The following is a 26,941-nucleotide window of genomic DNA, read 5'->3' as shown; positions in this document are numbered from 1 at the left end:
CTTCGGACATTCACCGTTAGAACCGGAAAGACTGAAATAGTTCCGCCTGCCGCCCCTGGCGCATGAACGCCGGGGCTTGCGCCAGAAATACGGCGGCAGGCACAGGGCCGCTATTGTGCCGATCCCCCTTCTATATACTAGGCCGCCACCAATCGGAATCCGGGCATGAGCGAGCACTTTCATCACGACGTCCTAGTGATCGGCAGCGGGGCCGCAGGCCTCAGCCTGGCCCTGACGCTGCCGCAGCACCTGCGCATCGCCGTGCTGAGCAAGGGGGAGCTGTCCCAGGGCTCGACCTTCTGGGCCCAGGGCGGCGTCGCCGCGGTGCTCGACGATACCGACACCGTCGAGTCCCACGTGCAGGACACCCTGGACGCCGGCGCCGGCCTGTGCCGCGAAGACGCCGTGCGCTTCACCGTCGAGCACAGCCGCGAGGCCATCCAGTGGCTGATCGACCAGGGCGTGCCCTTCACCCGCGACAACGAGGCCGGCCGCGAGGACAGCGGCTTCGAATTCCACCTCACCCGCGAGGGCGGCCACAGCCACCGGCGCATCATCCACGCCGCCGACGCCACCGGCGCCGCCATCTTCAACACCCTGCTGGAACAGGCCCGGCAGCGCCCGAACATCGAGCTGCTGGCGCAGCGGGTGGCGGTCGACCTGATCACCGAACGCAAGCTCGGCCTGCCCGGCCAGCGCTGCCTCGGCGCCTACGTGCTGAACCGCGACAGCGGCGAGGTGGACACCTTCTCGGCGCGCTTCACCGTGCTCGCCTGCGGCGGCGCCAGCAAGGTCTACCTTTATACCAGCAACCCGGACGGCAACTCCGGCGACGGCATCGCCATGGCCTGGCGCGCCGGCTGCCGCGTCGGCAACCTGGAGTTCAACCAGTTCCACCCCACCTGCCTGTACCACCCGCAGGCCAAGAGCTTCCTCATCACCGAGGCGCTGCGCGGCGAAGGCGCCTACCTGCGCCTGCCCAGCGGCGAGCGCTTCATGAAGCGCTTCGACCCGCGCGCCGAACTGGCCCCGCGGGACATAGTGGCGCGCGCCATCGACCACGAGATGAAGCGCCTGGGCGTGGACTGCGTGTACCTGGACATCAGCCACAAGCCGGCCGAGTTCATCAAGGAACACTTCCCCACGGTGTACGAGCGCTGCCTGACCTTCGGCATCGACATCACCCGCGAGCCCATCCCGGTGGTGCCGGCCGCCCACTACACCTGCGGCGGCGTGCTGGTGGACGAGCACGGCCACACCGACGTGCCGCACCTCTACGCCATCGGCGAGACCAGCTTCACCGGCCTGCACGGCGCCAACCGCATGGCCAGCAACTCGCTGCTGGAATGCTTCGTCTACGCCCGCTCCGCCGCCGCCGACATCCAGGCGCGCCTGGAAAGCACGCCGGCCACCCCGGCGCTGCCGAGCTGGGACGCAAGCCAGGTCACCGACTCGGACGAGGACGTGATCATCGCGCACAACTGGGACGAACTGCGGCGCTTCATGTGGGACTACGTCGGCATCGTGCGCACCAACAAGCGCCTGCAGCGCGCCCAGCACCGGGTGCAGATGCTGCTCAGCGAGATCGACGAGTTCTACAGCAACTACAAGGTCAGCCGCGACCTGATCGAGCTGCGCAACCTGGCCGTGGTCGCCGACCTGATCATCCGCTCGGCCATGCAGCGCCACGAAAGCCGCGGCCTGCACTACACCCTGGACTACCCGGGGCTGCTTCCCGAGGCGCGCGACACCCTCCTCAGCCCCCGCTAGAGCGCCCCGCCCGCCACCGCGGGCGGCCTTCGCAGCGGCCAGCCGGCAGCCCCGACAACCCCGCGAGACCGCCATGAAACCTACCGACCGCCAGCGCGCCATCCTCGACCTCGTTCGCCACCGCGACACCAGCGTGGAAGAACTGGGCGCCGCCCTGGGCGTTTCGGAAGCCACCGTGCGCCGCGACCTCAGCCTGCTGGCCCGGCAGCGACGGCTGGTGCGGACCCACGGCGGGGCCACCGCGCTGATCGGCACCCACGAGCCGGAAGCGACCCTGGAGCAGCGCAACGCCAGCCACCGCGAGGAAAAGATGGCAATCGCCCGGGCCGCGGCCGCGCACATCCGCGAGGGCGACAGCATCTTCCTCGACAGCGGCACCACCTGCGCGGCGCTGGCGGCGCACCTGCGCGCGCTGCAGGACGTGCACGTGATCACCAACAACCTGCTGGCGGTCAGCGCGCTGGCCAATGCGCCGGGCGTGCGGATCACCCTGATCGGCGGCGACCTGCGCAGCACCGGCATGAGCACCTTCGGCCCGCTGGCGGAACTATCGCTGAGCCGGCTGAGCTTCGACCGCGCCTTCCTCGGCGCCGACGGCGTCGTCGCCGAGCTGGGCCTCTGCGAAGCCAGCGCCCAGCAGGCTTACCTCAAGGAATGCGTGATCAAGCGGGCCGCCGAAGTGTACATACTGGCCGACGCCGAGAAGCTGGGGCGCGCGCGCCAGCAGCACTGGACGCCGCTGGAGCGGGAATGGCGCCTGATCACCTCGGCGCCGGACGACAGGACGCTCGAACCCTTCCGCCTGCTCGCCACGGCCACCGTCGAACTGGCCCCCGTCGCCGGCGCCTGAGCCAGCCCGCCCGCCGAGGCGGGCCCCTCCCTCTTCGCCCCCGCAGTCCACCAGCCCTCTTCCCTTGATCGAAATGCGCAAACTCATGATTGACTTGCGCAGCTCTTGTCCTTTAAATCGCATCTTTATGATCGATTCGATCAAATGCATGAGCGTTTCGATCAAACACTCCCCATAACAAGTCGAACAAGAACGAACAGGTACCTGCCCATGATCCAGATCCCGATCAAGCGCACGATCGAGCGCATCCCCGGCGGCATGATGATCGTCCCGCTGCTGCTCGGTTCGCTGGTGGCCACCTTCGCGCCGGACACGCCGAAATTCTTCGGTTCCTTCACCAACGCCCTGTTCACTGGCGCGCTGCCCATACTCGCGGTGTTCTACGTCTGCATGGGCGCGAGCATCAACGTGCGCACCACGCCCTACCTGCTGAAGAAGGGCGGCGCGCTCTTCGCCACCAAGGTCGGCACGGCGATGCTCCTGGGCATCCTGCTCGGCCAGTTCCTGGGGGAACAGCCCATCTCGGCCGGGTTCTTCGCCGGCCTGTCCACATTGGCCGTGGTGGCGGCGATGAACGACACCAACGGCGGCCTGTACATGGCGCTGATGGGCAGTACGGCCGCCCCGAGGACGTCGGCGCCTACTCGGTGATGTCGCTGGAGTCCGGCCCCTTCCTGACCATGCTCACCCTGGGCGTCGCCGGGCTGTCGGCGTTCCCCTGGCCGACCTTGCTGGGGGCGATACTGCCGCTGCTGCTGGGCATTCTCATTGGCAACCTGGACCGCGAGATGCGCGAATTCCTCGGCAAGGCGGTACCGGTGCTGATCCCCTTCTTCGCCCTCGCCCTGGGCGCCAGCCTGGACCTGCACAAGGTCTGGCAGGCTGGCGTGCTCGGCCTTCTGATGGGCGTGGCGGTGGTGGTGCTGACCGGCATCCCGCTGTACTTCGCCGACCGCCTGACCGGTGGCACCGGCGTCGCCGGCGCCGCGGCGGCCACCACGGCGGGCAATGCCGCGGCGGTGCCGGCCCTGGTCGCCGCCGCCAACCCGGTCTACGCCCCGGCCGCCGCCAGCGCCACCATGCTCGTCGCCTCCTGCGTGGTGGTCACCGCCATCCTCACGCCCATTCTCGTCTCGACCCTCGCCAAGCGCGTCAGGCAGCGGGCCGAAAGCGCCGGGCAGCGCGCCTCGATGGCGCCGGAGTCGCCCCGATGAACATGCTGATCATCGCCGACGACCTGTCCGGCGCGGCGGACTGCGCCGTAGGGTTCGCCAGCCTGGGCTGGCCGACCCTGGTGATGCTCGATGCCCGGCCGACGCAGGCGCAGGTCCAGGTCATCGCCGTGGATACCGACAGCCGCCGCCTGGACGCGGCACAGGCCGCGCAGCGCAGCGTCGCGGCCTTCCATGCCCTGGCAAGGCCATGCCAGCGGCTCTACAAGAAGATCGACTCGACCCTGCGCGGCAACTGGGCCGCGGAAGTCGCCGCGCTGCATCCCCTGGCGGGCCTGGCGCTGGTCGCCCCGGCCTTTCCGGAAATGGGCCGCACGGTGCGCGACGGCCAGGTGCGGGTGCACGGCGCGCCGCTGGAAAGCACCGACACCTGGCGCCTGGAGCATGCCGATGCGCCGGCCGACATGGCCAGGATGCTCGGCGACGCCGGGCTGCGCGTGGAACACTGCGCCCTGGAGCAGTTGCGCCAGTCGGCCGGGCAACTGCCCCGGCTCATCCAGTCGGCCCAGGAACGCGGTGTCCAGGCCCTGATCTTCGACGCCGAGACACCCGAGGACCTGCGCCTGCTGGCCCGGGAAACCGCGCAGCCGGAGCTGCGGGCGTTCTGGGTCGGCTCCGGGGGCCTGGCAAGGCAGATAAGGGAAGTGCCGCCGCCCTCCTCTACTCCGGTGGTCCCGAGCAAGACCGAGCCTGCCCCCTCGCAATTGGCGACCGTGGTACTGGCCGGCAGCCTTTCCACCGTCGCCGACCGCCAATGCGAGGAGCTGCAACGGCGCAGCGACATCCTCCCGTTCAGCCTGCCACCGGCGGTGCTGCGCCAGGGCAGCGACCACCCCGCCTGGCCGGAGTGGCAGGCGCAGGTGGGCGCGCTGCTCGAACAAGGCCTGGACCTGCTGCTGCGCATCGGCCGCGACGAACAACCCGACCCCGCCGAAGGCGCCCTGCTCTCGGCCAACCTCGCCGCCCTGCTGAAGCCGCACTTCCACCGCGTCGGCGGCCTGGTCGCCACCGGTGGCGAAACGGCGCGGGCGATGCTGGGCGCGGTCGGCATCGACGGCCTGCAGCTGGTCGGCGAGATCGAGGCCGGCAGCGTCCTCAGCCACCCCCTGGCCCCGGCGGGCGGCCACCGCCCCGGCATCGTCACCAAGGCCGGCGCCTTCGGCAGCCCCGAAGCCCTCTATCGCGCGTGGCGCCACCTGCACGACGCGCAACAGTCCCCCTCCTGAATTCAGAGTGTCCCACCCATGAACAACTATCTTCCCGTAATCGGCATCACCATGGGCGACGCGGCCGGCGTCGGACCGGAGATCATCGTCAAGAGCCTGGCCAGCGCCGGGCTGCACCGATTCTGCCGCCCCCTGGTTATCGGCGATGCGCAGCGTCTGGAGAAGGCCGACCGGCTGCTCGGCGGGCTGGCCCGGGTACGGCGCATCGAGGATGCCGACGACGCCCGCTTCGAGCCGGGCGTGATCGACTGCATCGACCTCGGCCTCATTCCCGACGACCTGCCGTTCGGCGTGCTGTCCCCCGTAGCGGGGGATGCGGCCTACCAGTTCATCGCCCGCGCGGTGGAGCTGGCCAAGGCCGGGAAGATCGACGCCATCTGCACCGCCCCGCTGAACAAGGAAGCCCTGCATGCCGGCGGCCACAAGTTCCCTGGCCACACCGAGCTGCTCGCCCACCTGACCAATGTCGACGAGGTCTCGATGATGCTGGTGGCTCCCAAGCTGCGGGTCATCCACGTCACCACCCACATCGGCATCATCGACGCCATACGCCGCATCGAGCCCGGCCTGGTGCAGCGCACCATCGAGCGCGGCCACGCGACGCTGGTACGCTCCGGCATCCCCCGGCCGCGCATCGGCGTCTGCGGCATCAACCCCCACGCCGGGGAAAACGGCCTGTTCGGCTACGGCGAGGAGGAAGAGAAGATCATCCCCGCCGTCAGCCTGCTGCAGGCGCGGGGGCTGGACGTCACCGGCCCGTTGCCGGCCGACACCCTGTTCTACCGCGCCGGCCGCGGCGACTTCGACCTGGTGGTGGCCATGTACCACGACCAGGGGCACGGCCCGGTGAAGGTGCTCGGGCTGGAAGCCGGGGTGAACGTCACGGTCGGCCTGGACGTGGTGCGCACCTCGGTGGACCACGGGACCGCCTTCGACATCGCCGGCAAGGGGCTCGCCGACGAACGCAGCCTGCTGGAGGCGCTGCGCCAGGGCGCGGAACTGGCGAACAGACCGCGCTGAGGCTAGCGCGGCGGCGCCCAGCGGCCGCGGCTGAAGCGCAGCCGCACGCGCAGGCGGCGGTGGGCCTCCGCCGCCAGGCTGTCGGGCGGCAGGCACAGGCCGCGGCCCAGGCGGCTACCCGGCAGGTGGAAACGCAGCACGATCAACGCCGGCAGCGCGAGGCTGTCGGCGCGCAGTTGCACCGCCTGCCAGCCGCCGGCCGGGCTCCACAACTGCCAGCCGTCGGCGTCGTGGCGCAGGGCGCGGTAGGCATGGCGGCTACGCAGCAGGACCTGCCGCGGCAGCACCCACAGGGCGTGGCCCAGGCAGAGCAGCAGGCCCAGGGCCTGCCAGAAGGCGGAAAGGGCGGCCAGGCTCAGCGCCGCCACGGCGAGCGCCAGGCTCGCCAGGTAGGCCACCAGCAGCCGTCGGGACGGCCGCCAGCGGCATTCGAAGGCCTCAATCCGGTTGGACACGGGCCAGGATCATGCGCACGATGTGGCGCAGATCGGCGTCTTCCGGCTCGCCGCGCTGCATGAACCAGCCGAACATGTCCTGGTCCTCGCACTCGAGCAGCTTGCGGAAGCGCGCCTGGTTCTCGGCGTCCAGGCCCGGGTAGACCTCCTGCACGAAAGGCACCAGCAGCACGTCCAGCTCCAGCATGCCGCGGCGGCTGTGCCAGAAGAGTCGTTTCAGTTCGATTTCGTCGGTCATTCTGCGGGTCCTCGGCGCTACATCGGAAACCCCACGGTGCGGCGCCTGCCGGATTCCGTGAAGCGAGCGGCATTATACGCATGCCCTCGCCCGGCGGCACCCGCTGACAAGCGCGGGCCCCGGCTCTATCATGGCAAGCCTGACTTTCTTCCAGCGACCCGCAATGGCCGATTCCGCGTTCTACACCGCCCTGACCCACGAAGGAGTCCTCGCCGTCCGTGGCGTGGACGCCGCCAAGTTCCTGCAGGGCCAGCTGACCTGCAACCTCAACTACCTCGACGCCAGCACCTCGAGCCTGGGCGGCCGCTGCACGCCCAAGGGGCGCATGACTTCCAGCTTCCGCATCGTCGCCGAGGGCGACGGCTACCTGCTGGCGCTGGCCGCCGAGCTGCTGGAAGGGCAACTGGCGGAGCTTAAGAAATACGCCGTGTTCTCCAAGGCCAGCCTGGGCGACGCCAGCGCCGACTGGGTCCGCTTCGGCCTGAGCGGCGGCGAAGCCGTGCTCGCCGGCCTCGGCCTGGACCTGCCCGCCGAGGCCGACCGCGTTGCGCGCAACGGCGGCCTGCTGGCGATCAGCCTTGGCCATGGCCGCGCCGAACTCTGGGTACCGGCCCCGCGCACCGGCGAAGTGCGCGAGGCACTGGACGCCAGCCTGGGCGAAGGCAGCCTCAACGACTGGCTGCTGGGCCAGGTGCGCGCCGGCGTCGGCCAGGTCTTCGGTGCCACCCGCGAGCTGTTCATCCCGCAGATGATCAACCTGCAGGCGGTCGGCGGCGTGAGCTTCAGGAAAGGCTGCTACACCGGCCAGGAAATCGTCGCGCGCATGCAGTACCTCGGCCGCCTCAAGCGCCGCCTGCACCGCCTGGCGCTGGACGCCGCCGAGCTGCCCGAGCCGGGCGCCGAGCTGTTCTCGCCGGTGCACGGCAGCAGCGTCGGCGAAGTGGTACTGGCCGCCCGTGCCGCCGAAGGCATCGAGCTGCTGGCGGTGCTGCAGGACGACGCCGTGGCCGACGGCCGCGTGCGCCTCGGCCAGGCCGAGGACGGCCCGGCCCTGCGCCTGCTGACGCTGCCCTACGTACTGGACAGCGACCGCGAGATCCAGCGCTGACCGAATCGCCTGCCGGGTGGGGAGCCCGGCGTCCCTCAAGGAAACGCCATGAGCAAGCTTGCCGAAAAAGTACAACAGGAACTGCTGCGGGCCATCGACAACGACGAACTGGTGCTGCCCACCCTGCCCGAGGTGGCGCTGCGGGTACGCGAGGCGGCGGAGGACCCGGACGTCAGCATCCATGACCTGGCCCGGGTGATCGGCAACGACGCCGCGCTCACCGCGCGCATCATCAAGGTGGTGAACAGCCCGCTGCTGCGCACCAACAAGGAAATCACCGACCTGCAGATGGCCATCGGCCGCCTGGGCATCAACTACACCAGCAACCTGGCCACGGGCCTGGCCATGGAGCAGATGTTCCAGGCCACCTCCGACGTGGTCGACCGCAAGATGCGCGAGGTGTGGAACAAGAGCGTCGAGGTCGCCGGCATCTGCCACGCGCTGTGCCGCCACTACACCCGGCTGATGCCCGACCAGGCGACCCTCGCCGGCCTGGTGCACCAGATCGGCGTGCTGCCGATCCTCACCTACGCCGAGGAGAACGGCGAGCTGCTGGCCGACTCCATCAGCCTCAACCATGTGATCGAGCGCATTCACCCGGTCATCGGCGACCGTATCCTCAAGGCCTGGGAATTCCCCGCGCCCATCGCCGAAGTGCCCGGCCACTACCTGGACTTCACCCGCGACTCCGCCAAGGCCGACTACGTGGACATCGTCCAGGTCGCCACCCTGCAGAGCTACCTGGGCAGCCAGCACCCCTTCACCGAGCTGGACTGGAGCAGCATCCCGTCCTTCGCCAAGCTGGGCATCGACCCCCAGGCCAACCTCAACGAGGACGAGGACCTGTCGGCGGCCATGGAAGCGGCGATGGGGATGTTGCAGTAACGGGCCGGCAGAGGCCTTCCCACGCGGCACGGCGTTTCCCTTGTAGGAGCGCGCCCTATGCGCGAAATCGCGGACGGAGTCCGCTCCTACGACCGTGCTTCCCTGGACCTGTAGGAGCGGACTTTGTCCGCGATAGCCGGACGTTCCGGCGCGATTCGCGGATAAGATCCGCTCCTACGCCACCCCACCGCACCATCCCCCTGTAGGAGCGGGCCCTGCGCGCGAAATCGCGGGCAGGGCCCGCTCCTGCAGATTGCTGTGAGGCATGGCATTCCTCCCCGTAGGGCGCATAACGCCTACAGCGTTATCCGCCATTCCGGTGTTCCAGCCAACGATGGGGCCTAGACGGCCTGCTGCTCTTCGGCGGGAAAACTCACCCGCACCAGCAACCCGCCCAACTCGCCATGGGCCAGTTCGATGCGCGCCCGGTGCGCGGCGCAGATCTCGCCGACGATCGCCAGGCCCAGCCCGGTGCCCTCCTGGCGCTTGCGGTAGAAGCGGCCGAAGACCTTGTCGCGCTCCTCCGCCGGGATGCCCGGGCCGTCGTCCTCGACCTCCAGCACGCCCGGCGGGCCGACGCGGATCACCACGTTGCCGGCGGCATGGGCCAGGGCGTTGCCCACCAGGTTGTCGAGCAGTTCGTGGAGCAGCGTCGGGTCGCCCTTGATCCACACCGGCCGCTCGGCCTCCAGGGCCAGGGCCACGCCGCGCGCGTGGGCCAGCGGCGCCAGCACCATGCCCTGCTCCCGCGCCAGGCCCCCCAGTTCGATGGCCTCGCCACCGCCCTCGGCGATGGCCCGCGCGCCGCTTTCCACCCGCGCCAGCGACAGCAACTGGTTGGCCAGCCCGGTGACGCGGTCGGTGTACTGCACCGCCTCTTCCAGTGTCTCGCGCCAGCGCCGTGGCTCCTGCTCGCGCAGGCCCAGCTCCAGCCGCGCCTTGAGCGCCGCCAGCGGCGTGCGCAATTCGTGGGAGGCTTCGGCGATGAACTGCGACTGGCGCTCGAACAGGCTACGCAGGCGCACGGTGAAATGGTTCAGCGCCGCCACCAGCGGGCGCAGTTCGCGCTGCACCGCCACCTGCGGCAAGGGCCGCAGGTCGTCCGCCTGGCGCTCCTCCACGGCCGCGCGCAGGCGGTCGAGGGGGCGCAGGCCGGCACTCACCGCGTACCAGACCATGACCAGCGCGGCCAGCGCCGACAACGCCAGGTTCAGCAGGGTGTCGGCGAGCAGCTCGCGGGCCAGGCGCTCGCGCGCGCCGAGGGTCTCGGCCACGCGGATCTCGGCCATGCCGTTGACCGTCGGCTGGCTGACCGGCTGCAGCAGGCTGACCACGCGCACGCCCTGGCCCTGGTATTCGCTGTCGTAGAAGCGCGCCAGCGCCGGGTAGTCGTCGGTGCGCGGGGTGCCGGAGGGCGGCGCCGGCAGGTTCTCGTAGCCGGAGATGGACTGCCCGCGGGTGTCGATCACCTGGTAGAAGATGCGCCCGGCGCTGTCGTAGGCGAAGCTGTCCAGGGCCACGTAGGGCACGTTGGCGCGCAGCATGCCGTCGCTGTCGTAGAGGCCGTCGGCGATGTCCCGCGCCGAGGCCAGCAGGGTGCGGTCGTAGGCGATGTCCGAGGCGTGGCGGGCGCGCTGGTAGGTGGTCAGGCTGCCCAGCAGCAACAGCACCAGCAGCAACCCGCCCAGGCGCCAGAGCAGGCGCCAGCGCAGGCTGCCGGAGCCGGGCAGGGCCAGGCGCCGCGGCGCCTCAGGCATCGACCGCCTCGAGCAGGTAGCCCAGGCCACGGAAGGTGACGATGCGCACCGCTCCGCCTTCCAGCTTCTTGCGCAGGCGGTGCACGTAGATCTCGATGGCGTCGGCGCTGGCGTCCTGGTCCAGGCCGAACACCTGGGCGGCCAGCTGTTCCTTGCTCAGCACCCGCCCTGGGCGGGCGATCAGCGCTTCCAGCACGGCCTGCTCGCGGGACGTCAGGGTCAAGGGCTCGCCGGCCAGGCTGAAACGCCGCGCGCCCAGGTCATAGACCAGCTCGCCGCAGCGCTGCTGCTGTTCGCCGCCGAGCACGCTGCGCCGCAGCAGGGCCTTCACCCGCGCCTCCAGCTCGCTCAGCTCGAAGGGCTTGGCCAGGTAGTCGTCGGCGCCGAGGTTCAGGCCATGGACGCGGTCCTTGACCTCGCCGCGGGCGGTCAGCATCAGCACCGGAAGGGTCTTGCCGCGGCCGCGCAGGCGCGCCAGCACCTCGAAGCCGTCCAGCCGCGGCAGGCCGACGTCGAGAATGGCCAAGGCGTACTCCTCGCTGGCCAGGGCCAGGTCGGCAGCCACCCCGTCGCGCAGCAGGTCGACCGTCCAGCCCGCGCCCTTGAGCGCCTGCTGCACGCTGTCGCCCAGTTGCGGATGGTCTTCGACCAGAAGGATGCGCACGGCGGTCTTCCTCGTTCGGCAGGGGTTGGAACGCGCAGTGTAACCGCATGTGATCACCTGTGAACGGCTGAAAGCCTGGTGAAAGGCAGCGGCGCTAGGATCGGCCCCCAGACGACGAAGATCGTCCCCAAATCGGTTGGCGGCGTGGCGCCATCCAGACAAGAACAAGAAATGGAGTCCACCGATGCTGACTGTCCAGCACCCGGCCCGTGGGGCCAATCCCGTCTTTTCCCGTGTCTTCCCCGCCGGTTTCGGCGCGGCCCTGGCCCTCGGCGGCCTGGCCGGGGAAGCCGACGCTGCCGGCTTCATCGAAGACAGCAGCCTGAAGCTGCAGACGCAGAACATCTACTTCAACCGCGACTTCCGCGACGGCGCCGGCCAGTCCAAGCGCGAGGAGTGGGCGCAGGGTTTCATCCTCGACTTCCAGTCCGGCTATACCGACGGCACCCTCGGCCTCGGCCTGGACGCCCTGGGCATGCTCGGCCTGAAGCTCGACTCCAGCCCCGACCGCACCGGCAGCGGCCTGCTGCCCACCCACGACGACGGCCGCGCCGCCGACGAGTACGGCAAGCTCGGGCTGACCGCCAAGTTCAAGGTCTCGCAGACCGAACTCAGGCTCGGCAGCCTGGTCCCCGACCTGCCCACCCTGCAGCCCAACGACAGCCGCCTGTTCCCGCAGATCTTCGAGGGCGGCCTGCTGGAGTCCCGCGACCTGCCCGGCCTGGCCTTCACCGGCGGGCGCCTGGAGAAGGCCATCGACCGCGACTCCACCGACGCCCAGGACCTGGCGCTGAACAACAAGAACAAGCGCTTCACCGGCACCGTGGCCGGCGAGCACTACGACCTGGCCGGCGGCGACTACAAGTTCGACGACCACTTCACCGGCCGCTACCACTACGCCGAGCTGGACGAGGTGTACCGCCAGCACTTCGTCGGCCTGCTCACCAGCCACAAGCTGGGCGACGGCAAGCTGACCAGCGACTGGCGCCTGGCGATCAGCGACGACGACGGCGCCGCCCGCGGCGGCAGCATCGACAACCGCGCCTTCAACGCCATGCTCGGCTACGCCATCGGCGCCAACAAGTTCAGCGTCGGCTGGCAGCAGATGGATGGCGACAGCGCCTTCCCCTACATCGACGGCAGCAACCCCTACCTGGTGAACTTTGTCCAGGTCGGCGACTTCGCCGAAGCCAAGGAACGCTCCTGGCAGCTGCGCCACGATTTCGACTTCGCCGTGTTCGGCCTGCCCGGCCTGACCCTGATGAACCGCTACCTCAAGGGCGACAACGCCGAGATCAACGGCCGCGCCGGCGAAGGCCGCGAGTGGGAACGCAACACCGACCTCAAGTACGTGGTGCAGAGCGGCCCGCTGAAGGACTTCGGTGTGCGCCTGCGCAACGCCACCTACCGTTCCAACTTCGCGCGCAACGCCGACGAAACCCGCGTCTATCTCACCTATTCCCTGGCGATCTGGTAAACAACAACAAGAAGAGGCCCCGAAGATGACCAAGCTCCATACCCTTCCCCTGCTCCTCGCCGCCGCCGCGCTGCTCGCCGGCGCCGCCCAGGCCGAGCCCAAGCGCCCGGAATGCATCGCCCCGGCCGCCCCCGGCGGCGGCTTCGACCTGACCTGCAAGCTGGCGCAGAGCGCCCTGCTGGACGAGAAGCTGCTGTCCAGCCCGATGCGCGTCACCTACATGCCCGGCGGCGTCGGCGCGGTGGCCTACAACGCCGTGGTGGCCCAGCGCCCGGCCGACGGCAACAGCATCACCGCCTTCTCCAGCGGCTCGCTGCTGAACCTGGCCCAGGGCAAGTTCGGCCGCTACGACGAGAACGCGGTGAAGTGGCTGGCGGCCATCGGCACCAGCTACGGCGCCATCGCCGTGCGCAACGATTCGCCCTACAAGAACCTCGCCGACCTGGTGGCCGCGCTCAAGGCCGACCCGGGCAAGGTGGTGATCGGCTCCGGCGGCACCGTCGGCAGCCAGGACTGGATGCAGACCGCGCTGATCGCCAAGGCCGCCGGCATCGACCCGAAGCGGCTGCGCTACGTCGCCCTGGAAGGCGGCGGCGAGATCGCCACGGCGCTGCTCGGCGGGCACATCCAGGTGGGCAGCACCGACATCTCCGACTCCATGCCGCACATCCGCGCCGGCAAGATGCGCCTGCTCGCGGTGTTCTCCGAGGAGCGCCTGCAGGACGAGGGCATGGCCGGCATCCCCACCGCCAAGGAGCAGGGCTTCGACATCGTCTGGCCGGTGGTGCGCGGCTTCTACGTCGGGCCCAAGGTCAGCGACGAGGACTACCAGTTCTGGAAGGCGTCCTTCGACAAGCTGCTGGCCTCGGAGGACTTCGCCAGGCTGCGCGACCAGCGCGAGCTGTTCCCCTTCGCCATGACCGGGCCGGAGCTGGACAGCTACGTCAAGCAGCAGGTCGCCCGCTACCGCCAGATGGCCCATGACTTCGGCCTGATCCAGTAAGCTGCGAGGTTCCCGACATGCACGCCCCCCACTCGCTGCCGCAGCGGCTGTTCGCCGGTGCCTGGCTGCTGGCCTGCCTCGGCCTTGCGGCCATCGCCTGGGACTACCAGGCGCCCTTCTCCTACGAACCGGTGGGCCCGCGCGCCTACCCGCTGCTGTGCCTGGCGCTGATGGCGATCGGCCTGGCCTGGCTGATCCTGCGGCCCACGCCGGTGCGCCACGACGACGAGCAGCCGCTGGAAGGCGCGCTGCTGCGCAAGGTGGTGGCGTGCGTCGGCCTGCTGCTGGTCTACGCCGGGCTCTTCGAGCCGCTGGGCTTCATCCTCGCCAGCGCCCTGGTGGGCAGCTTCATCGCCCTGCTCTACGGCGGCAGGCCGGCCGTCAGCGTGGCCACCTGCACGCTGCTGAGCATCGGCCTGTACCTGCTCTTCGACCGCACCCTGGACGTCCCGCTGCCGCGGGGCGTGCTCGACTTCCTGCCCTTCTGAGGACACCGTCATGGATACCCTGAGCTATCTCGGGCAGGGCTTCGGCGTCGCCCTGAGCCCCTACAACCTGATCACCGCGCTGATCGGCACGCTGATCGGCACCGTGGTCGGCCTGCTCCCGGGCCTTGGCCCGATCAACGGCGTGGCCCTGCTGATCCCGGTGGCCTTCGCCCTCGGCCTGCCGCCGGAGTCGGCGCTGATCCTGCTGGCCGCGGTCTACCTGGGCTGCGAATACGGCGGGCGGATCTCCTCGATCCTGCTGAACATCCCCGGCGAGGCCTCCACCGTGATGACCACCCTCGACGGCTACCCCATGGCGCGCCAGGGCCTGGCCGGCGTGGCCCTGTCGCTGTCGGCCTGGAGCTCGTTCATCGGCGCCTTCATCGCCACCTGCGGCATGGTGCTGTTCGCCCCGCTGCTGGCGAACTGGGCGATCGCCTTCGGCCCGGCGGAATACTTCGTGCTGATGGTCTTCGCCATAGTCGCGCTCGGCGGCCTGGCCGGCGACCGCCCGCTGAAGACGCTGCTGGCGGCGCTGCTCGGGCTGTTCCTGTCCAGCGTCGGCATCGACGCCAACAGCGGCGTGTATCGCTTCACCTTCGACAGCATCCACGTGGCCGACGGCATCCAGTTCGTGGTCCTGGTGCTGGGCCTGTTCTCGGTCAGCGAGATCCTCCTGCTGCTGGAGAAGACCCACCACGGGCACAAGGCCGTGGAAGCCAGCGGGCGCATGCTGTTCAACCTCAAGGAAGCCGCCTCGGTATTCGTGGTCAACCTGCGCTGCGGCCTGCTCGGCTTCGTCATGGGCGTGCTGCCCGGCGCCGGCGCCACCCTGGCCAGCGCGGTGGCCTACATGACCGAGAAACGCTACGCCGGCGAGAAGGGCAAGTTCGGCCAGGGCGACATGCGCGGCCTGGCCGCCCCGGAAACCGCCATCGGCGCCTCCGCCTGCGGCGCCCTGGTGCCCATGCTGACCCTCGGCGTGCCCGGCTCGGGCACCACGGCGGTGATGATCGGCGCGCTCAGCCTGTACAACATCACCCCCGGCCCACTGCTGTTCCAGGAGCAGCCGACCATCGTCTGGGGCCTGATCGCCTCGCTGTTCATCGCCAACCTGATGCTGATCATCCTCAACGTGCCCATGGTCCGGGTGTTCACCCGCATCCTCGCGGTGCCGAACTGGGCGCTGGTGCCGGGCATCGCGATCATCACCGCGATCGGCGTGTACGCCGTGCACGCCACCACCTTCGACCTGTTCCTGATGGTCGCCATCGGCATCCTCGGCTACATCCTGCGCAAGCTCGACTTCCCGCTCTCGCCGCTGCTGCTGGGCTTCATCCTCGGCGGGCTGATGGAGCAGAACCTGCGCCGCGCGCTGTCGATCTCCAACGGCGAGCTGGGCATCCTCTGGTCCAGCCCCATCGCCATCGGCACCTGGGCCCTGGTGGCGGCGATGCTCTGCCTGCCGCTGTACCGCGCCTGGCGCCGCCGCCTGGCCCGCCGCGGCGCGCAGCCGGCCAGCGCCTGAGCCCGGAAGAAGAACCACGCTCGCCGCGTTCTCTCCTGCGGCGATTTCAGACCCGCCTTGCGCGGGTCTCTTTTTGTCTGCAGCTGGCGCTCGTAAACCCTGCGATGGGAGGCGCTGGCGGGTCAGCGCGGCGCCAGGTGCACCACCATCAGCTGCACGCTCTCGTTGCCGCGGAATTCGTTGACGTCCAGCTTGTAGGCCATCTCCGCCCAGCGCACCGTCGGGTTCGGCCAGACCTCGCGGTCGACGTTGAAGGCGATGCCGTCCAGTTGCAGCGAGCCGCACTCGGTCTTGAGCACCAGCTTCAGGTGGCGTTCGCCGACGATGCGCTGCTGGACGATCTGGAACACCCCATGGAACAACGGCTCGGGGAAGTGCTGGCCCCAGGGGCCGGCCTGGCGCAGGGCGCGGGCCAGTTCCAGGTGGAACTCGGTCAGGCTCAGCTGGCCGTCGGAGAGGATGCGCCCGGTGAGGTCGTCCTCGCTGAGCTGGCGGCGCACCTCGGCGTCGAAGGCCGCGGCGAAGGCGCCGAAATGCCCCTGGGGCAGCGACAGGCCGGCTGCCATGGCATGGCCGCCGAACTTGCTGATCAGCCCCGGGTGGCGCGCGGCCACTGCGTCCAGGGCGTCGCGGATATGCAGGCCGGGCACCGAGCGGGCCGAGCCCTTGAGGCTGCCGTCGCCGGCGTCGGCGAAGGCGATGGTCGGGCGGTGGTAGCGCTCCTTCAGGCGCGAGGCGAGGATGCCGATCACCCCCTGGTGCCAGTCCGGGTCGAACAGGCACAGGCCGAAGGGCATTTCCTCCACCGGCAGTTCCTTGAGCTGGGCCAGCGCCTCGCGCTGCATGCCCTGCTCGATGGCCTTGCGGTCCTGGTTGAGCTGGTCGAGCTGCACCGCCATGTCGCGGGCCAGGGCCTCGTCCTCGCAGAGCAGGCACTCGATGCCCAGGGACATGTCGTCCAGGCGCCCGGCCGCGTTGAGCCGCGGGCCGAGGATGAAGCCCAGGTCGGTGGAGGTGATGCGCCGGGCATCGCGCCCGGCCACTTCCAGCAGCGCACGCAGGCCCGGGCGGGCGCGGCCGGCGCGGATGCGCGCCAGGCCCTGGTGCACCAGGATGCGGTTGTTGGCGTCCAGCGGCACCACGTCGGCGACGCTGCCCAGGGCCACCAGGTCGAGCAGCTCGGCCAGGTTCGGCTCCGGCGTGCCGCTGCGGGCGAACCAGTCCAGCTCGCGCAGGCGCGCGCGCAGGGCGAGCATCACGTAGAAGATCACCCCGACCCCGGCCATCGCCTTGCTGGGGAATTCGCAGCCCGGCTGGTTGGGGTTGACGATGGCGTCCGCAACCGGCAGCTCCGGGCCCGGCAGGTGGTGGTCGGTGACCAGCACACGCAGCCCGGCGGCCTTGGCCGCGGCCACGCCGTCGATGCTGGAGATACCGTTGTCCACGGTGACCAACAGCTCCGGGCGTTTCTCCAGGGCGACCGCGACGATTTCCGGGGTCAGGCCGTAGCCGTATTCGAAACGGTTCGGCACCAGGTAGTCGACCCAGGCCGCGCCGAGCAGGCGCAGGGCCAGCACGCCGACACTGCTGGCGGTGGCGCCGTCGGCGTCGAAGTCGCCGACGTAGAGGATGCGCTGGCGCTTCTGCAAGGCGTCGACCAGCAGCTCGACGGCGGCGTCGATGCCCTTGAGCTGGCGGTACGGGATCAGCCGCGCCAGGCCCTTGTCCAGCTCCTCGGCGGACTTCACGCCACGGGCGGCGTACAGGCGGGTGAGCAGCGGCGGCAGGTCGCCGAGGTCGGGCAGGGTTTCCGGCAGCGGGCGGGGGTCGATGCGCATCGGTCGTACAGTGTCCTTTCCGGCGGCTTTTATCGCTCGCCCATCAGCCATTCCAATTGCAGTTCGTGCTGGCCGTTCTCGTCGGTGACGAAGATCGTCCCCTCGCTGATCATCACGGTCCAGTTGATCGAACGCGGCAGGTCGCGGGCCAGTTCCTCCAGGGGCTCCTGGGGGACGGCGGCGACATTGAGATTCTTCAGGTGGCGCACGCCGTCGAGGACCTTGGTGGTCCATACGCGCAGGTTGCCGTAGGCCAGCAGCGAGAGTCTTTCGCAACGCCGCGAGCACCACACCAGGCGCTCGCTGTCCGGCTGGCCGACCTCGATCCAGTGCAGGATGCGGTCGTCCAGGCTCTTCTCCCACAGCGACGGCTCCTCGACGTCCGACAGGCCCCGGCCGAAGGCCAACTGCTCGTTGTACCAGAGCACGAAGGCAAGCAGGCGGACCGCCAGGCGCTCCTCGGTTTCCGAGGGGTGGCGGGCGACGGTGAAGCGCAGGGTCTCGTAGACGCCGCGGTCCAGGTCGGTGAGGCTGATGTCGGCCTTGTAGGGGGTGGCGGAGAGGGCCATGGTCTATCCCAGCGATGCGAAGGCGGCAAGTCTACCCCGATTGCGCCCGCCCTGCCGCCCCCGTCGCGCTCAGCGGTGGCCGCGGCCTTCGTGCCCCGGGCGGGAGGCCGACAGCTCGATGCGGTTGCGGCCCTTGGCCTTGGCCAGGTACAGCGCCTGGTCGGCCAGCGACAGCAGCCGCGCCAGCTCGTAGCCGCCCTCCTCGCTGGTGGCCACGCCGATACTGACGCTGAGCAGGCCCTCACCGACGAACGGAACCTCGGCGAACTCCCGGCGGATGCGTTCGGCCACCTGGCAGGCGGCCTCGGTGCCGGCCCCGGTCAGCAGGCAGGCGAACTCCTCGCCGCCGATGCGCCCGAACACGTCCTGGCGGCGCATGCGCGAGGCGGTGATGCGGCTGAACTCCTGCAGGGCGCGGTCGCCCACCGGGTGGCCGTAGGCATCGTTGAGGCGCTTGAAGTTGTCCAGGTCGCAGACCAGCAGCGCCACCGGCTCGCCGCGTTCGGCGCACAGGCGCAGCAGGCGCTCGCCGGAATCCATGAAGGCGCGGCGGTTGCCGATGCCGGTCAGGGGGTCGCTCAGGGCCGCCGAGCGGAACTTCAGCTCGGCACGGTCCTTGACCATTGTCAGGGTGGTGAAGGCCAGGCCAACGGCGACCAGCATGGTCTCGAACACCAGCAGGGTGAACAGGGTGGTGTAGGTGCCCGAGGGCTCGCCCGGCACCGCGCCGCGGTCGACGAAGATGCGCAGGGTATAGAAGCCCGCGTGGAACAGCAGCAGGGCCAGGGTCGGCCGCAGCGGCACTTCCAGGCGCCGGCGGCTGCGCCACAGCTCGGCGGCGGCGAGCAGGCAGTAGACCACGGTCAGCGCCGAGTGGACCTGGATGCGCGCGACCATCGAGTGCAGGAAGGCCGGCCACAGGCACAGCAGCAGCCAGAGCACGGCCCCCGCGGCCACGCCGGGCCAGTAGGGCGCGCGCCCGGCGAACACGCGCATGCTGGTCCACAGCAGCGCGCAGGAAAGCATCACCACCACGTTGCCGGCGACGATGGCCAGCATCTCCAGGCCGAAGCTGCGCAGGGCGATGAGGAAGGTGGACAGTGCCCCGAGCAGGAGCATGCCGGCCATGTAGCCGAGGGTCGGCTCGCGGCGCCCGCCGTACCAGGCGAAGAACATCAGCACCCCGACCAGGGCGAGGATGTAGAGGTCCACCAGCAGCAGGGTGGGCAGGCTCAGCGACATGCGCCCTCCTTCGGCATCCGGGGCGCAGGCGACGTGGGGTCGGCAGAAGGAGGAAGATCAACGGCACGCATGAGCGGATACCCGGGCCGGCCTGAAAAAAGTGTGGGAATGCTCCCTACTCTACGCGCCCGGAGCCGATCGCGGAACGCCTTCACAACCGATCGGTCAGCTTTGCCCGCGCCACCGGGCTACCCGTCGGCCGCGAGCCACGCTAGAGTCGCCCCACACTGCCCGACCGACGGAACACCCGATGAACGCCACCGCCAAACCCCTCGCCGGCCTCAAGGTCGTGGAGCTCGGCACCCTGATCGCCGGCCCCTTCGCCGCGCGCCTGTGCGCCGAGTTCGGCGCGCAAGTCACCAAGATCGAATCGCCCGACGGCGGCGACCCGCTGCGCAAGTGGCGCAAGCTCTACGAAGGCACCTCGCTGTGGTGGTTCGTGCAGGCGCGCAACAAGCGCTCGCTGACCCTCAATCTCAAGCAGGAAGCCGGCCGCGAGGTACTGAAGAAGCTCCTGGCCGAGGCCGACATCCTGATCGAGAACTTCCGCCCCGGCGTGCTGGAGAAGCTCGGCCTGGGCTGGGACGTGCTCCACGCGCTGAACCCCAGGCTGGTGATGGTGCGCCTTTCCGGCTTCGGCCAGAGCGGCCCCTGCAAGGACCAGCCGGGCTTCGGCGCGGTGGGCGAATCCATGGGCGGGCTGCGCTACATCACCGGCTTCGAGGACCGCCCGCCGGTGCGCACCGGCATTTCCATCGGCGACTCCATCGCCGCCCTGTGGGGCGTCATAGGCGCGCTCATGGCCCTGCGCCACCGCGAGGTCAACGGCGGCCAGGGCCAGGTGGTGGACGTGGCGCTGTACGAGGCGGTGTTCGCCATGATGGAGTCCATGGTCCCGGAGTTCGACGTGTTCGGCTTCATCCGCGAGCGCAGCGGCAACATCATGCCCGGCATCACCCCCTCCTCGGTGCACACCACCGCCGACGGCAGGCACGTGCAGATCGCCGCCAACGGCGACGCCATCTTCCGCCGCTTCATGCTCGCCATCGGCCGCCAGGACCTGGCCGACGACCCGCAGCTGGCCGGCAACGACGGCCGCGACGCCCGGCGCGACGAGCTGTACGGGGTGATCGACCGCTGGGCCCGCTCACTGCCTCAGGAAGAGGTGCTGAAGGTGCTGAACGCGGCCGAGGTGCCGGCCAGCCGCATCTACTCCGCCGAGGACATGTTCAGCGATCCGCAATTCCTCGCCCGCGAGATGTTCCTCTCGGCGAAGCTGCCGGACGGCAAGCCCTTCAAGATGCCCGGCATAGTGCCCAAGCTCTCGGAAACCCCCGGCTCGGCCGAGTGGATAGGCCCGAAGCTGGGCGAGCACAACGACGCGATCCTGGCGGAACTGGGCTACGACCCCGAACAGATCGCCGCGCTGCGGCGTGATGGGGCGGTCTGAACCGCGCCCCTGCAGGAGCGAGCTTGCGAACGGGGCTATACCGGCTGACTCCATGGCCTGTCGTTCTGCCCAACGGTCCCCTCTCCCGCTTGCGGGGGAGGGTTAGGGAGGGGGTGCGGAGTCAAGCCCAGCATCGGTGTGTCGTCGACGTCCGCAACCCTCTCCCCAGCCCTCTCCCTGAAGGGAGAGGGAGCCGTTCGGCGTCAAGCGAAACCAAGCAGTCATCCTGCACACCCGCTCTCGTAGGAGCGAGCTTGCTCGCGAACGGCACCCGGCTGACTCCATGGCCATTCGTTCTGCCCAACGGCCCCCTCTCCCGCAAGCGGGAGAGGGGCTGTCCGCAGTGGCCGAACAGCACGTCGCTCGCCGGTTAGGCTGGCGGGCGGGCCGGGCTTGGGTTCGCGAGCAAGCTCGCTCCTACAGGGAAAAGCGACCGGGCCGACTGATCCGCACCAGGAAATCCACTACCTGATCCTTTCGGCGTCCATTCCGGACGCTCCGCAGAGGAGACGGCTTCATGGAAACGAACCCGCATTGCCTGGACACGCTGCGCAAGCTGGCCCACGGCCTCGATCCGCGCACCGGGCAAGCCCTTCCCGGCGGCGATGCCTGCCAGGCGCCGGAGGTGATCCGCGCGCTGTTCCAGGCCATCCAGGCCCTCGAAGCCCAGGGCAAGGTGCGCCCGAGCCCGGAGCAGGCCGGCAAGCCCTGGAACGAGGAAGAGGAACAGGCCCTGTTGCAGCGCTTCGACGAGGGCGAAGCTGTCACCGCCATCGCCCGCGCCCATGGCCGCACCACCGGGGCCATCCGCGCCCGTCTGGTGCAATGCGGGCGGCTGTAGAAACGCGAATGCCGCCGCCCCGGGCCGGGGCGGCGGCATCCTCGATGGAGCTGGCGGGCTCAGGCGTCGTAGCTGAGCACCTGGGCGGCGCGCTGGCGCAGGGCGTGGATGACGTCGTTGCAGATCCGCCCCTCCTGGACCGCCAGGTCGCGGCTGATGGCCTCCAGCGCTTCCTGGCAATTGCGCTCGTCGGCCAGTTGGTCGCCACTGAGGACGCGACGCAGGACGACCTCGCCTTCGGAGGTGCTCAGGCTCAGCACCCGGCCACCGTCCGGACGCGCGGGTCCGAGATCGTGGGCGTATTGGCTGAAGATGGCTGCGAGCAGGGGCTCGAGTCGGTCCATGGGGTTCTCCTGGGATACAACGGATACGTCAGGAAAAGACCTCTTTCTGCAGGAAAAAGTTCAATAACCTCAGATATTTGCCCCGGAAACGAAAAAGCCCGCCAAGCTGGCGGGCTTTTCTTTCGACCGGCTTAGAGCGGTTTGCCGCGGTTGCCGTGGGCGCTGACGAAGGCCTGGACCTTGGCCAGTTCGTTGGGCAGCACGGTGCAGCGCTCTTCGCGCTGGAACAGGTCGGCCAGGTGCGCCGGCAGCGCCGGGACGGCCTCGATGCCGGCCTTTTCCACCGCTTCGGGGAATTTCACCGGGTGCGCGGTGCCCAGGGTGACCATGGGGATGGCCAGGCTGCGGCGGCATTCACGGGCGGCGCGCACGCCGATGGCGGTGTGCGGGTCCAGCAGTTCGCCGCACTCGGCGTAGACCTCGGCGATGGTCTGGCAGGTCTGCTCGTCGTCCACCGCCAGGGAATCGAACAGGCGGCGCGCCTCGGTCCAGCGGTCGTCCTCGACGGACAGCTTGCCGGTGGCCTTGAAGGCGTCCATCAGCTCGGCGATGGCCTTGCCGTTGCGGCCGTGCAGGTCGAACAGCAGGCGCTCGAAGTTGGACGAGACCATGATGTCCATGGACGGCGACAGCGACGCGTGCAGGGTGTCCTTGTCGTAGCGGTTGCCGGACATGAAGCGGTGCAGGATGTCGTTGCGGTTGGTCGCCACGATCAGCTGGCTGACCGGCAGGCCCATGTTGCGCGCCAGGTAGCCGGCGAAGATGTCGCCGAAGTTGCCGGTGGGCACCGAGAAAGCCACCGAGCGGGCCGGTGCGCCGAGCTGCAGGGCGGCGTGGAAGTAGTAGACGATCTGGGCCATGATCCGCGCCCAGTTGATCGAGTTGACCGCCACCAGGCGGGTGCCCTTGAGGAAGCCCTGGTCGGCGAAGCTGGCCTTGACCATCTCCTGGCAGTCGTCGAAGTTGCCTTCGATGGCGATGTTGTGGATGTTCTCGCCGAGGATGGTGGTCATCTGCCGGCGCTGCACCTCGGACACGCGGTTGTGCGGGTGCATGATGAAGATGTCGACGTTTTCGCAGGCCTTGCAGCCCTCGATGGCCGCCGAGCCGGTATCACCGGAGGTGGCGCCCATGATCACCACGCGCTCGCCGCGCTTGGTCAGCACGTGGTCGAGCAGGCGGCCGAGCAGTTGCAGGGCGAAGTCCTTGAAGGCCAGGGTCGGGCCGTGGAACAGCTCCAGCACCCATTCGTTGCCGTTCAGCTGGCGCAGCGGCGCCACGGCGTTGTGGGCGAAGACGCCGTAGGTCTCTTCGAGGATTTTCTTGAAATCGGCATCGCTGATGCTGCCGGCGACGAACGGGCGCATCACCCGGAAGGCCAGCTCGTGGTACGGCAGGCCGGCCCAGGAGGCGATCTCCTCGACGGTGAAGCGCGGCAGGTTTTCCGGCACGTAGAGGCCGCCGTCGCTGGCCAGGCCCGCCAGCAGCACGTCTTCGAAGTTCAGCGCGGGCGCCTGGCCGCGGGTACTGATGTAGCGCATTTGTTCAAAACCTTCGGTTTTGGCTTCAGGCCTCAGGCGGCAGGCGGCAGGCTTTTCCGCCTGGCGCCTGCCGCCTGTAGCCTGCAGCCCGATTAGTTGAGCTGTTCGACGCGAATGCGTACGACATTGCCGACCACGTCATCCAGCGCTTCCAGCGCGGCGATGGCTTCGATGATGCGGGACTCGAGCACGCGGTGGGTAACCAGGATCATCGGCACCAGACCGTCATGCTCTTCGACTTCCATCTGCATGATCGATTCGATGTTGATGCCGCGCTCGGAGAGGATGGTCGCCACCTGGGCCAGTACGCCCGGGTGGTCCTTGGCCTGGATGCGCAGGTAGTAGGCGCTTTCGCAGGCGTCGATCGGCAGGATCGGGTGGTCGGAGAGCGCGTCCGGCTGGAACGCCAGGTGCGGCACGCGGTTCTCCGGGTCGGTGGTGAGCACGCGGACCACGTCGACCAGGTCGGCGACCACCGAGGAAGCGGTGGGCTCCATGCCGGCGCCGGCACCGTAGAACAGCGTGGAGCCGGCGGCGTCGCCGTTGACCATGACGGCGTTCATCACGCCGTTCACATTGGCGATCAGGCGGTCGGCCGGGATCAGCGTCGGGTGCACGCGCAGTTCGATGCCCTTGTCGGTGCGGCGCGCCACGCCCAGGTGCTTGATGCGGTAGCCCAGGGCCTCGGCGTAGTTCACGTCGGCGGTGGTCAGCTTGGTGATGCCCTCGGTGTAGGCCTTGTCGAACTGCAGCGGGATGCCGAAGGCGATGGACGCCAGGATGGTCAGCTTGTGCGCGGCGTCGATGCCCTCGACGTCGAAGGTCGGGTCGGCCTCGGCGTAGCCCAGCGCCTGGGCTTCCTTGAGCACGTCGGCGAAGGCGCGGCCCTTCTCGCGCATCTCGGTGAGGATGAAGTTGCCGGTACCGTTGATGATGCCGGCCAGCCAGTTGATGCGGTTGGCCGCCAGGCCTTCGCGGATCGCCTTGATCACCGGGATGCCGCCGGCCACCGCGGCCTCGAAGGCGACGATCACGCCCTTCTCGCGGGCCTTGGCGAAGATTTCGTTGCCGTGCACGGCGATCAGCGCCTTGTTCGCGGTGACCACGTGCTTGCCGTTCTCGATGGCCTTGAGCACCAGCTCATGGGCCAGGGTGTAGCCACCGATCAGTTCGATGACCACGTCGATTTCCGGGTTGTTCGCCACGTCGAAGATGTCGGCAGTGATGGGGGTGCTGCCGGTTTCGCATTTCGGGTTGGGGCGACGGGCGGCAATCTGCGCAACCTCGATACCACGCCCGGCACGGCGGGCAATCTCCTCGGCGTTGCGTTTGAGTACATTGAAGGTACCGCCACCGACGGTCCCCAACCCACAGATTCCCACTTTCACCGGTTTCACGCTGAAACTCCCCATCATCGCGGCAAACGGGGTACGCCCCGGCACGCGGCGCGCAGGCGGCGGGGACGGGGACGTACCGTACGAAGGCCGGGCGAGCGCCCGGCCTCATGGTTAAAGGAACCGCACATTACGAAGCGGCTCCCCATTAGTCAAATCAGGCGCAGGGCCCGATTCACTTGGTGTCCAGCACCAGCTTGGCGATTTCGCCGGCGCTCTGGTAGCCCGGCAGCATCTGGCCGCTTTCGAGGATGATCGCGGGGGTGCCCTGCACGCCGACCATCTGCCCCAGCTCGAACTGCTTGTCCACCGGGTTGGGGCACTGCGCGGCCTTGATTTCCTTGCCGTGGAACATGTCGGTCATGGCCGCGGCGCGGTCCTTGGAGCACCACACCGCCTGCAGCTGCTGGTCGCCCGGGGACTTCGGCCCCTGGCGCGGGAAGGCCAGGTAGCGCACCTCGATGCCGCGCTTGTTCAGCTCCGGCACCTCGGCGTGCAGCTTCTGGCAGTAGGGGCAGGTGGTATCGGTGAACACGGTGATGTGGGCCTTGGCCTTGCCCTGGGCGGGGAACACCACCATGTCGCTGGCGGGCAGGGCATTGATGGTCTTGGCCACGCCGGCCGCCTCGGCGACCTCGGTGATGTTGGTGGCCGCGCCATCCTTCACCTGGTAGATGTTGCCCTGCACGACGAAGTTGCCGTCGGTGCTGGCGTAGAGCACGCGGCCGCCCTTGAGCTGGACCTGGTACAGGCCCTGCACCGGGCTGGCGCTGATGGCTTCGATGGGCAGGTCGGGCTGCAGCGACTGCAGGGTCTTGCGGATGGTCTGGTCGGGCTCGGCGGCCAGGACGAAGGTGCTGGCCAGGCCCAGGGCCGCGGCAACCAGGAATCGGGACAGACGCATGGAAAACTCCTGTGGATGAACCCCGAAGACTATCACAGGGCGGCCCTCCACCGAACCGCACGCTTGTAGCACGAGGCTACAGGCCGCAGGCGGCAGGCTACAGGCGAAGAGCGGGCGTCCCGCTGCACCTTGCCCGGCTCTTTCCTGCAGCCTGCCGCCTGTAGCCTGCAGCCGCCTCTAGCCCCTCGGGTGGTGCTGGGCGTGCAGCTCCTGCAGGCGCGCGCGGGCGATGTGGGTATAGATCTGGGTGGTCGACAGGTCGCTGTGGCCCAGCAGCATCTGCACCACGCGCAGGTCGGCGCCGTGGTTGAGCAGGTGGGTGGCGAAGGCGTGGCGCAGGGTGTGCGGCGACAGCGACTTGCCGATGCCGGCCACCCTGGCGTGGTGCTTGATGCGGTGCCAGAAGGTCTGGCGCGTCATCTGCTCGCCGCGCAGGCTGGGGAAGAGCACGTCGCTGGGGCGGCCGCCGAGCAGGTCGCCGCGGGCATTGCGCATATAGCGCTCGATCCACAGGATGGCCTCCTCGCCCAGCGGCACCAGGCGTTCCTTGCTGCCCTTGCCGAACACCCGCACCACGCCCTGGCGCAGGTTGAGCTGTTCCAGGGTCAGGCCGACCAGCTCGCTGACGCGCAGGCCGCAGGCGTAGAGCACCTCCAGCATGGCGCGGTCACGCAGGCCCAGCGGGTCCTCGGTCTCGGGCGCTGCCAGCAGCGCCTCGACGTCGGCCTCGGACAGCGACTTGGGCAGCGGCTTGCCCAGTTGCGGCAGTTCCACCTGCAGGGTCGGGTCCTCGGCGATGAGGTTCTCGCGCAGGCAGTAGCGGTAGAAGCCGCGCACCCCGGAAAGGAAGCGCGCGGTGGAGCGGGCCTTGTAGCCCTGGGCCAGGCGCCAGGCCAGGTGGTCGAGGATCAGCTCGCGGCCGGCGCGCTCCAGGCCCACGCCCTGCTCGCCCAGCCAGCCGTTGAACAGCGCCAGGTCGCTGCCGTAGGCCAGGCGGGTGTTGTCGGAGAGGCCTTTCTCCAGCCACAGGGCGTCGAGAAAACGGTCGATCAGGGGATGGGGAACGGGTGTCATGCGCTGGCGGTTTCTAAAGCGGTCGGGGCGCGGCTAGTCTTCC

General features: G+C 69.3%; 26 protein-coding genes. 14 read left to right on the top strand and 12 right to left on the bottom strand.

The annotated features are described in order from the left end of the window. Positions 1-165 precede the first annotated feature (165 nt). The 6 genes from nadB (at position 166) to pdxA (ending at position 6,098) form a co-directional block, all read left to right on the top strand. Entirely contained in the window at positions 166-1,770 is a 1,605-nt protein-coding gene (nadB, locus tag PKO50_RS03990) for an L-aspartate oxidase (RefSeq protein WP_089391463.1), read from the top strand. 73 nt (positions 1,771-1,843) lie between these two features. Next, positions 1,844-2,620: a DeoR/GlpR family DNA-binding transcription regulator gene (locus tag PKO50_RS03985; protein WP_275628877.1), complete on the top strand. Its 777-nt coding sequence runs from the start codon at positions 1,844-1,846 to the stop codon at positions 2,618-2,620. A gap of 210 nt (positions 2,621-2,830) precedes the next feature. Further along, on the top strand, positions 2,831-3,271 hold the full coding sequence (locus tag PKO50_RS03980) for a 2-keto-3-deoxygluconate permease (RefSeq protein WP_275628876.1): 441 nt from the start codon (positions 2,831-2,833) through the stop codon (positions 3,269-3,271). Then, on the top strand, positions 3,271-3,834 hold the full coding sequence (locus PKO50_RS03975; RefSeq protein WP_275628875.1) for a 2-keto-3-deoxygluconate permease: 564 nt from the start codon (positions 3,271-3,273) through the stop codon (positions 3,832-3,834). Before PKO50_RS03980 ends, PKO50_RS03975 begins: the two co-directional genes overlap by 1 nt. After that, positions 3,831-5,078, top strand: coding sequence for a four-carbon acid sugar kinase family protein (locus PKO50_RS03970; RefSeq protein ID WP_275628874.1), 1,248 nt, complete (start codon positions 3,831-3,833; stop codon positions 5,076-5,078). The genes PKO50_RS03975 and PKO50_RS03970 overlap by 4 nt, the downstream gene beginning before the upstream one ends. 18 nt (positions 5,079-5,096) lie before the next feature. Then, positions 5,097-6,098 (top strand): 4-hydroxythreonine-4-phosphate dehydrogenase PdxA, encoded by a 1,002-nt coding sequence (gene pdxA / locus PKO50_RS03965; RefSeq protein WP_275628873.1) that lies wholly within the window; start codon positions 5,097-5,099, stop codon positions 6,096-6,098. A 2-nt stretch (positions 6,099-6,100) separates the two neighbouring features. On the opposite strand, the gene PKO50_RS03960 is transcribed toward pdxA, so the two are convergent. Both PKO50_RS03960 and PKO50_RS03955 read right to left on the bottom strand, forming a co-directional pair. Beyond that, a complete protein-coding gene (locus tag PKO50_RS03960; protein WP_275628872.1) occupies positions 6,101-6,553 on the bottom strand; it encodes a protein YgfX in 453 nt (150 codons plus the stop codon). Next, positions 6,537-6,791 carry a succinate dehydrogenase assembly factor 2 gene (locus PKO50_RS03955; protein ID WP_089391457.1) on the bottom strand — a complete coding sequence of 85 codons (255 nt, stop codon included), beginning with the start codon at positions 6,789-6,791 and terminating at the stop codon, positions 6,537-6,539. The genes PKO50_RS03960 and PKO50_RS03955 overlap by 17 nt, the downstream gene beginning before the upstream one ends. A 163-nt stretch (positions 6,792-6,954) precedes the next feature. Here PKO50_RS03955 and PKO50_RS03950 point away from each other — a divergent pair, with 163 nt between their 5' ends. Then, positions 6,955-7,899 carry a folate-binding protein gene (locus tag PKO50_RS03950; RefSeq protein WP_275628871.1) on the top strand — a complete coding sequence of 315 codons (945 nt, stop codon included), beginning with the start codon at positions 6,955-6,957 and terminating at the stop codon, positions 7,897-7,899. Positions 7,900-7,947: 48 nt separating this feature from the next. Beyond that, positions 7,948-8,784, top strand: coding sequence for an HDOD domain-containing protein (locus tag PKO50_RS03945; protein ID WP_089391455.1), 837 nt, complete (start codon positions 7,948-7,950; stop codon positions 8,782-8,784). Positions 8,785-9,125: 341 nt separating this feature from the next. Here the strand turns inward: PKO50_RS03945 and PKO50_RS03940 are convergent, their stop codons facing one another. Together PKO50_RS03940 and PKO50_RS03935 are read right to left on the bottom strand one after the other, a co-directional pair. Beyond that, positions 9,126-10,514: a sensor histidine kinase gene (locus PKO50_RS03940; protein ID WP_275630424.1), complete on the bottom strand. Its 1,389-nt coding sequence runs from the start codon at positions 10,512-10,514 to the stop codon at positions 9,126-9,128. Positions 10,515-10,533: 19 nt separating this feature from the next. Continuing rightward, a complete protein-coding gene (locus PKO50_RS03935; RefSeq protein WP_089391454.1) occupies positions 10,534-11,205 on the bottom strand; it encodes a response regulator in 672 nt (223 codons plus the stop codon). 184 nt (positions 11,206-11,389) lie between these two features. Between PKO50_RS03935 and PKO50_RS03930 the strand changes: the two genes are divergently transcribed. The 4 genes from PKO50_RS03930 to PKO50_RS03915 are packed head-to-tail and all read left to right on the top strand — an operon-like array spanning position 11,390 to position 15,701. Next, complete coding sequence (locus tag PKO50_RS03930) at positions 11,390-12,682, top strand: OprD family porin (RefSeq protein WP_275628870.1); 1,293 nt, start codon at positions 11,390-11,392, stop codon at positions 12,680-12,682. Positions 12,683-12,707: 25 nt separating this feature from the next. Beyond that, entirely contained in the window at positions 12,708-13,685 is a 978-nt protein-coding gene (locus tag PKO50_RS03925; protein WP_275628869.1) for a tripartite tricarboxylate transporter substrate binding protein, read from the top strand. 17 nt (positions 13,686-13,702) lie between these two features. Further along, complete coding sequence (locus tag PKO50_RS03920; RefSeq protein ID WP_109935039.1) at positions 13,703-14,173, top strand: tripartite tricarboxylate transporter TctB family protein; 471 nt, start codon at positions 13,703-13,705, stop codon at positions 14,171-14,173. Positions 14,174-14,183: 10 nt separating this feature from the next. Continuing rightward, positions 14,184-15,701: a tripartite tricarboxylate transporter permease gene (locus PKO50_RS03915; protein ID WP_109935038.1), complete on the top strand. Its 1,518-nt coding sequence runs from the start codon at positions 14,184-14,186 to the stop codon at positions 15,699-15,701. A gap of 122 nt (positions 15,702-15,823) precedes the next feature. Here PKO50_RS03915 and recJ read toward each other — a convergent pair whose 3' ends face one another. From recJ to PKO50_RS03900, 3 genes are all read right to left on the bottom strand, one after another. Next, a complete protein-coding gene (gene recJ, locus PKO50_RS03910) occupies positions 15,824-17,539 on the bottom strand; it encodes a single-stranded-DNA-specific exonuclease RecJ (protein ID WP_275628868.1) in 1,716 nt (571 codons plus the stop codon). Between the two features lie 29 nt (positions 17,540-17,568). Next, positions 17,569-18,108: a YaeQ family protein gene (locus PKO50_RS03905; protein WP_109935036.1), complete on the bottom strand. Its 540-nt coding sequence runs from the start codon at positions 18,106-18,108 to the stop codon at positions 17,569-17,571. Between the two features lie 69 nt (positions 18,109-18,177). Continuing rightward, positions 18,178-19,350, bottom strand: a complete 1,173-nt coding sequence (locus PKO50_RS03900) for a GGDEF domain-containing protein (protein ID WP_109935035.1) — start codon at positions 19,348-19,350, stop codon at positions 18,178-18,180. A 250-nt stretch (positions 19,351-19,600) separates the two neighbouring features. Here PKO50_RS03900 and PKO50_RS03895 point away from each other — a divergent pair, with 250 nt between their 5' ends. Further along, positions 19,601-20,800: a CaiB/BaiF CoA-transferase family protein gene (locus tag PKO50_RS03895; RefSeq protein ID WP_275628867.1), complete on the top strand. Its 1,200-nt coding sequence runs from the start codon at positions 19,601-19,603 to the stop codon at positions 20,798-20,800. Positions 20,801-21,317: 517 nt separating this feature from the next. Beyond that, positions 21,318-21,641, top strand: a complete 324-nt coding sequence (locus tag PKO50_RS03890) for a hypothetical protein (RefSeq protein ID WP_275628866.1) — start codon at positions 21,318-21,320, stop codon at positions 21,639-21,641. 59 nt (positions 21,642-21,700) lie between these two features. On the opposite strand, the gene PKO50_RS03885 is transcribed toward PKO50_RS03890, so the two are convergent. The 5 genes from PKO50_RS03885 to xerD form a co-directional block, all read right to left on the bottom strand. Continuing rightward, a complete protein-coding gene (locus PKO50_RS03885) occupies positions 21,701-21,985 on the bottom strand; it encodes a DUF3509 domain-containing protein (RefSeq protein WP_089391444.1) in 285 nt (94 codons plus the stop codon). 131 nt (positions 21,986-22,116) lie between these two features. Continuing rightward, the gene (gene thrC, locus PKO50_RS03880) at positions 22,117-23,526 is read right to left on the bottom strand and encodes a threonine synthase (protein WP_089391443.1); all 1,410 of its coding nucleotides are present in this window, start codon (positions 23,524-23,526) and stop codon (positions 22,117-22,119) included. A gap of 92 nt (positions 23,527-23,618) precedes the next feature. After that, positions 23,619-24,923: a homoserine dehydrogenase gene (locus PKO50_RS03875; RefSeq protein WP_089391442.1), complete on the bottom strand. Its 1,305-nt coding sequence runs from the start codon at positions 24,921-24,923 to the stop codon at positions 23,619-23,621. A gap of 172 nt (positions 24,924-25,095) precedes the next feature. Further along, the gene (locus PKO50_RS03870; protein WP_089391441.1) at positions 25,096-25,824 is read right to left on the bottom strand and encodes a DsbC family protein; all 729 of its coding nucleotides are present in this window, start codon (positions 25,822-25,824) and stop codon (positions 25,096-25,098) included. A 177-nt stretch (positions 25,825-26,001) separates the two neighbouring features. Continuing rightward, complete coding sequence (gene xerD, locus PKO50_RS03865) at positions 26,002-26,898, bottom strand: site-specific tyrosine recombinase XerD (protein WP_109935031.1); 897 nt, start codon at positions 26,896-26,898, stop codon at positions 26,002-26,004. Positions 26,899-26,941: the final 43 nt, after the last annotated feature.

It is taken from the genome of Pseudomonas sp. 273, assembly GCF_029201425.1.
Classification (GTDB): domain Bacteria; phylum Pseudomonadota; class Gammaproteobacteria; order Pseudomonadales; family Pseudomonadaceae; genus Pseudomonas; species Pseudomonas delhiensis.
Note: the sequence above shows the minus strand (reverse complement) of the source record. Positions and strands in the feature narration are given on the sequence as shown.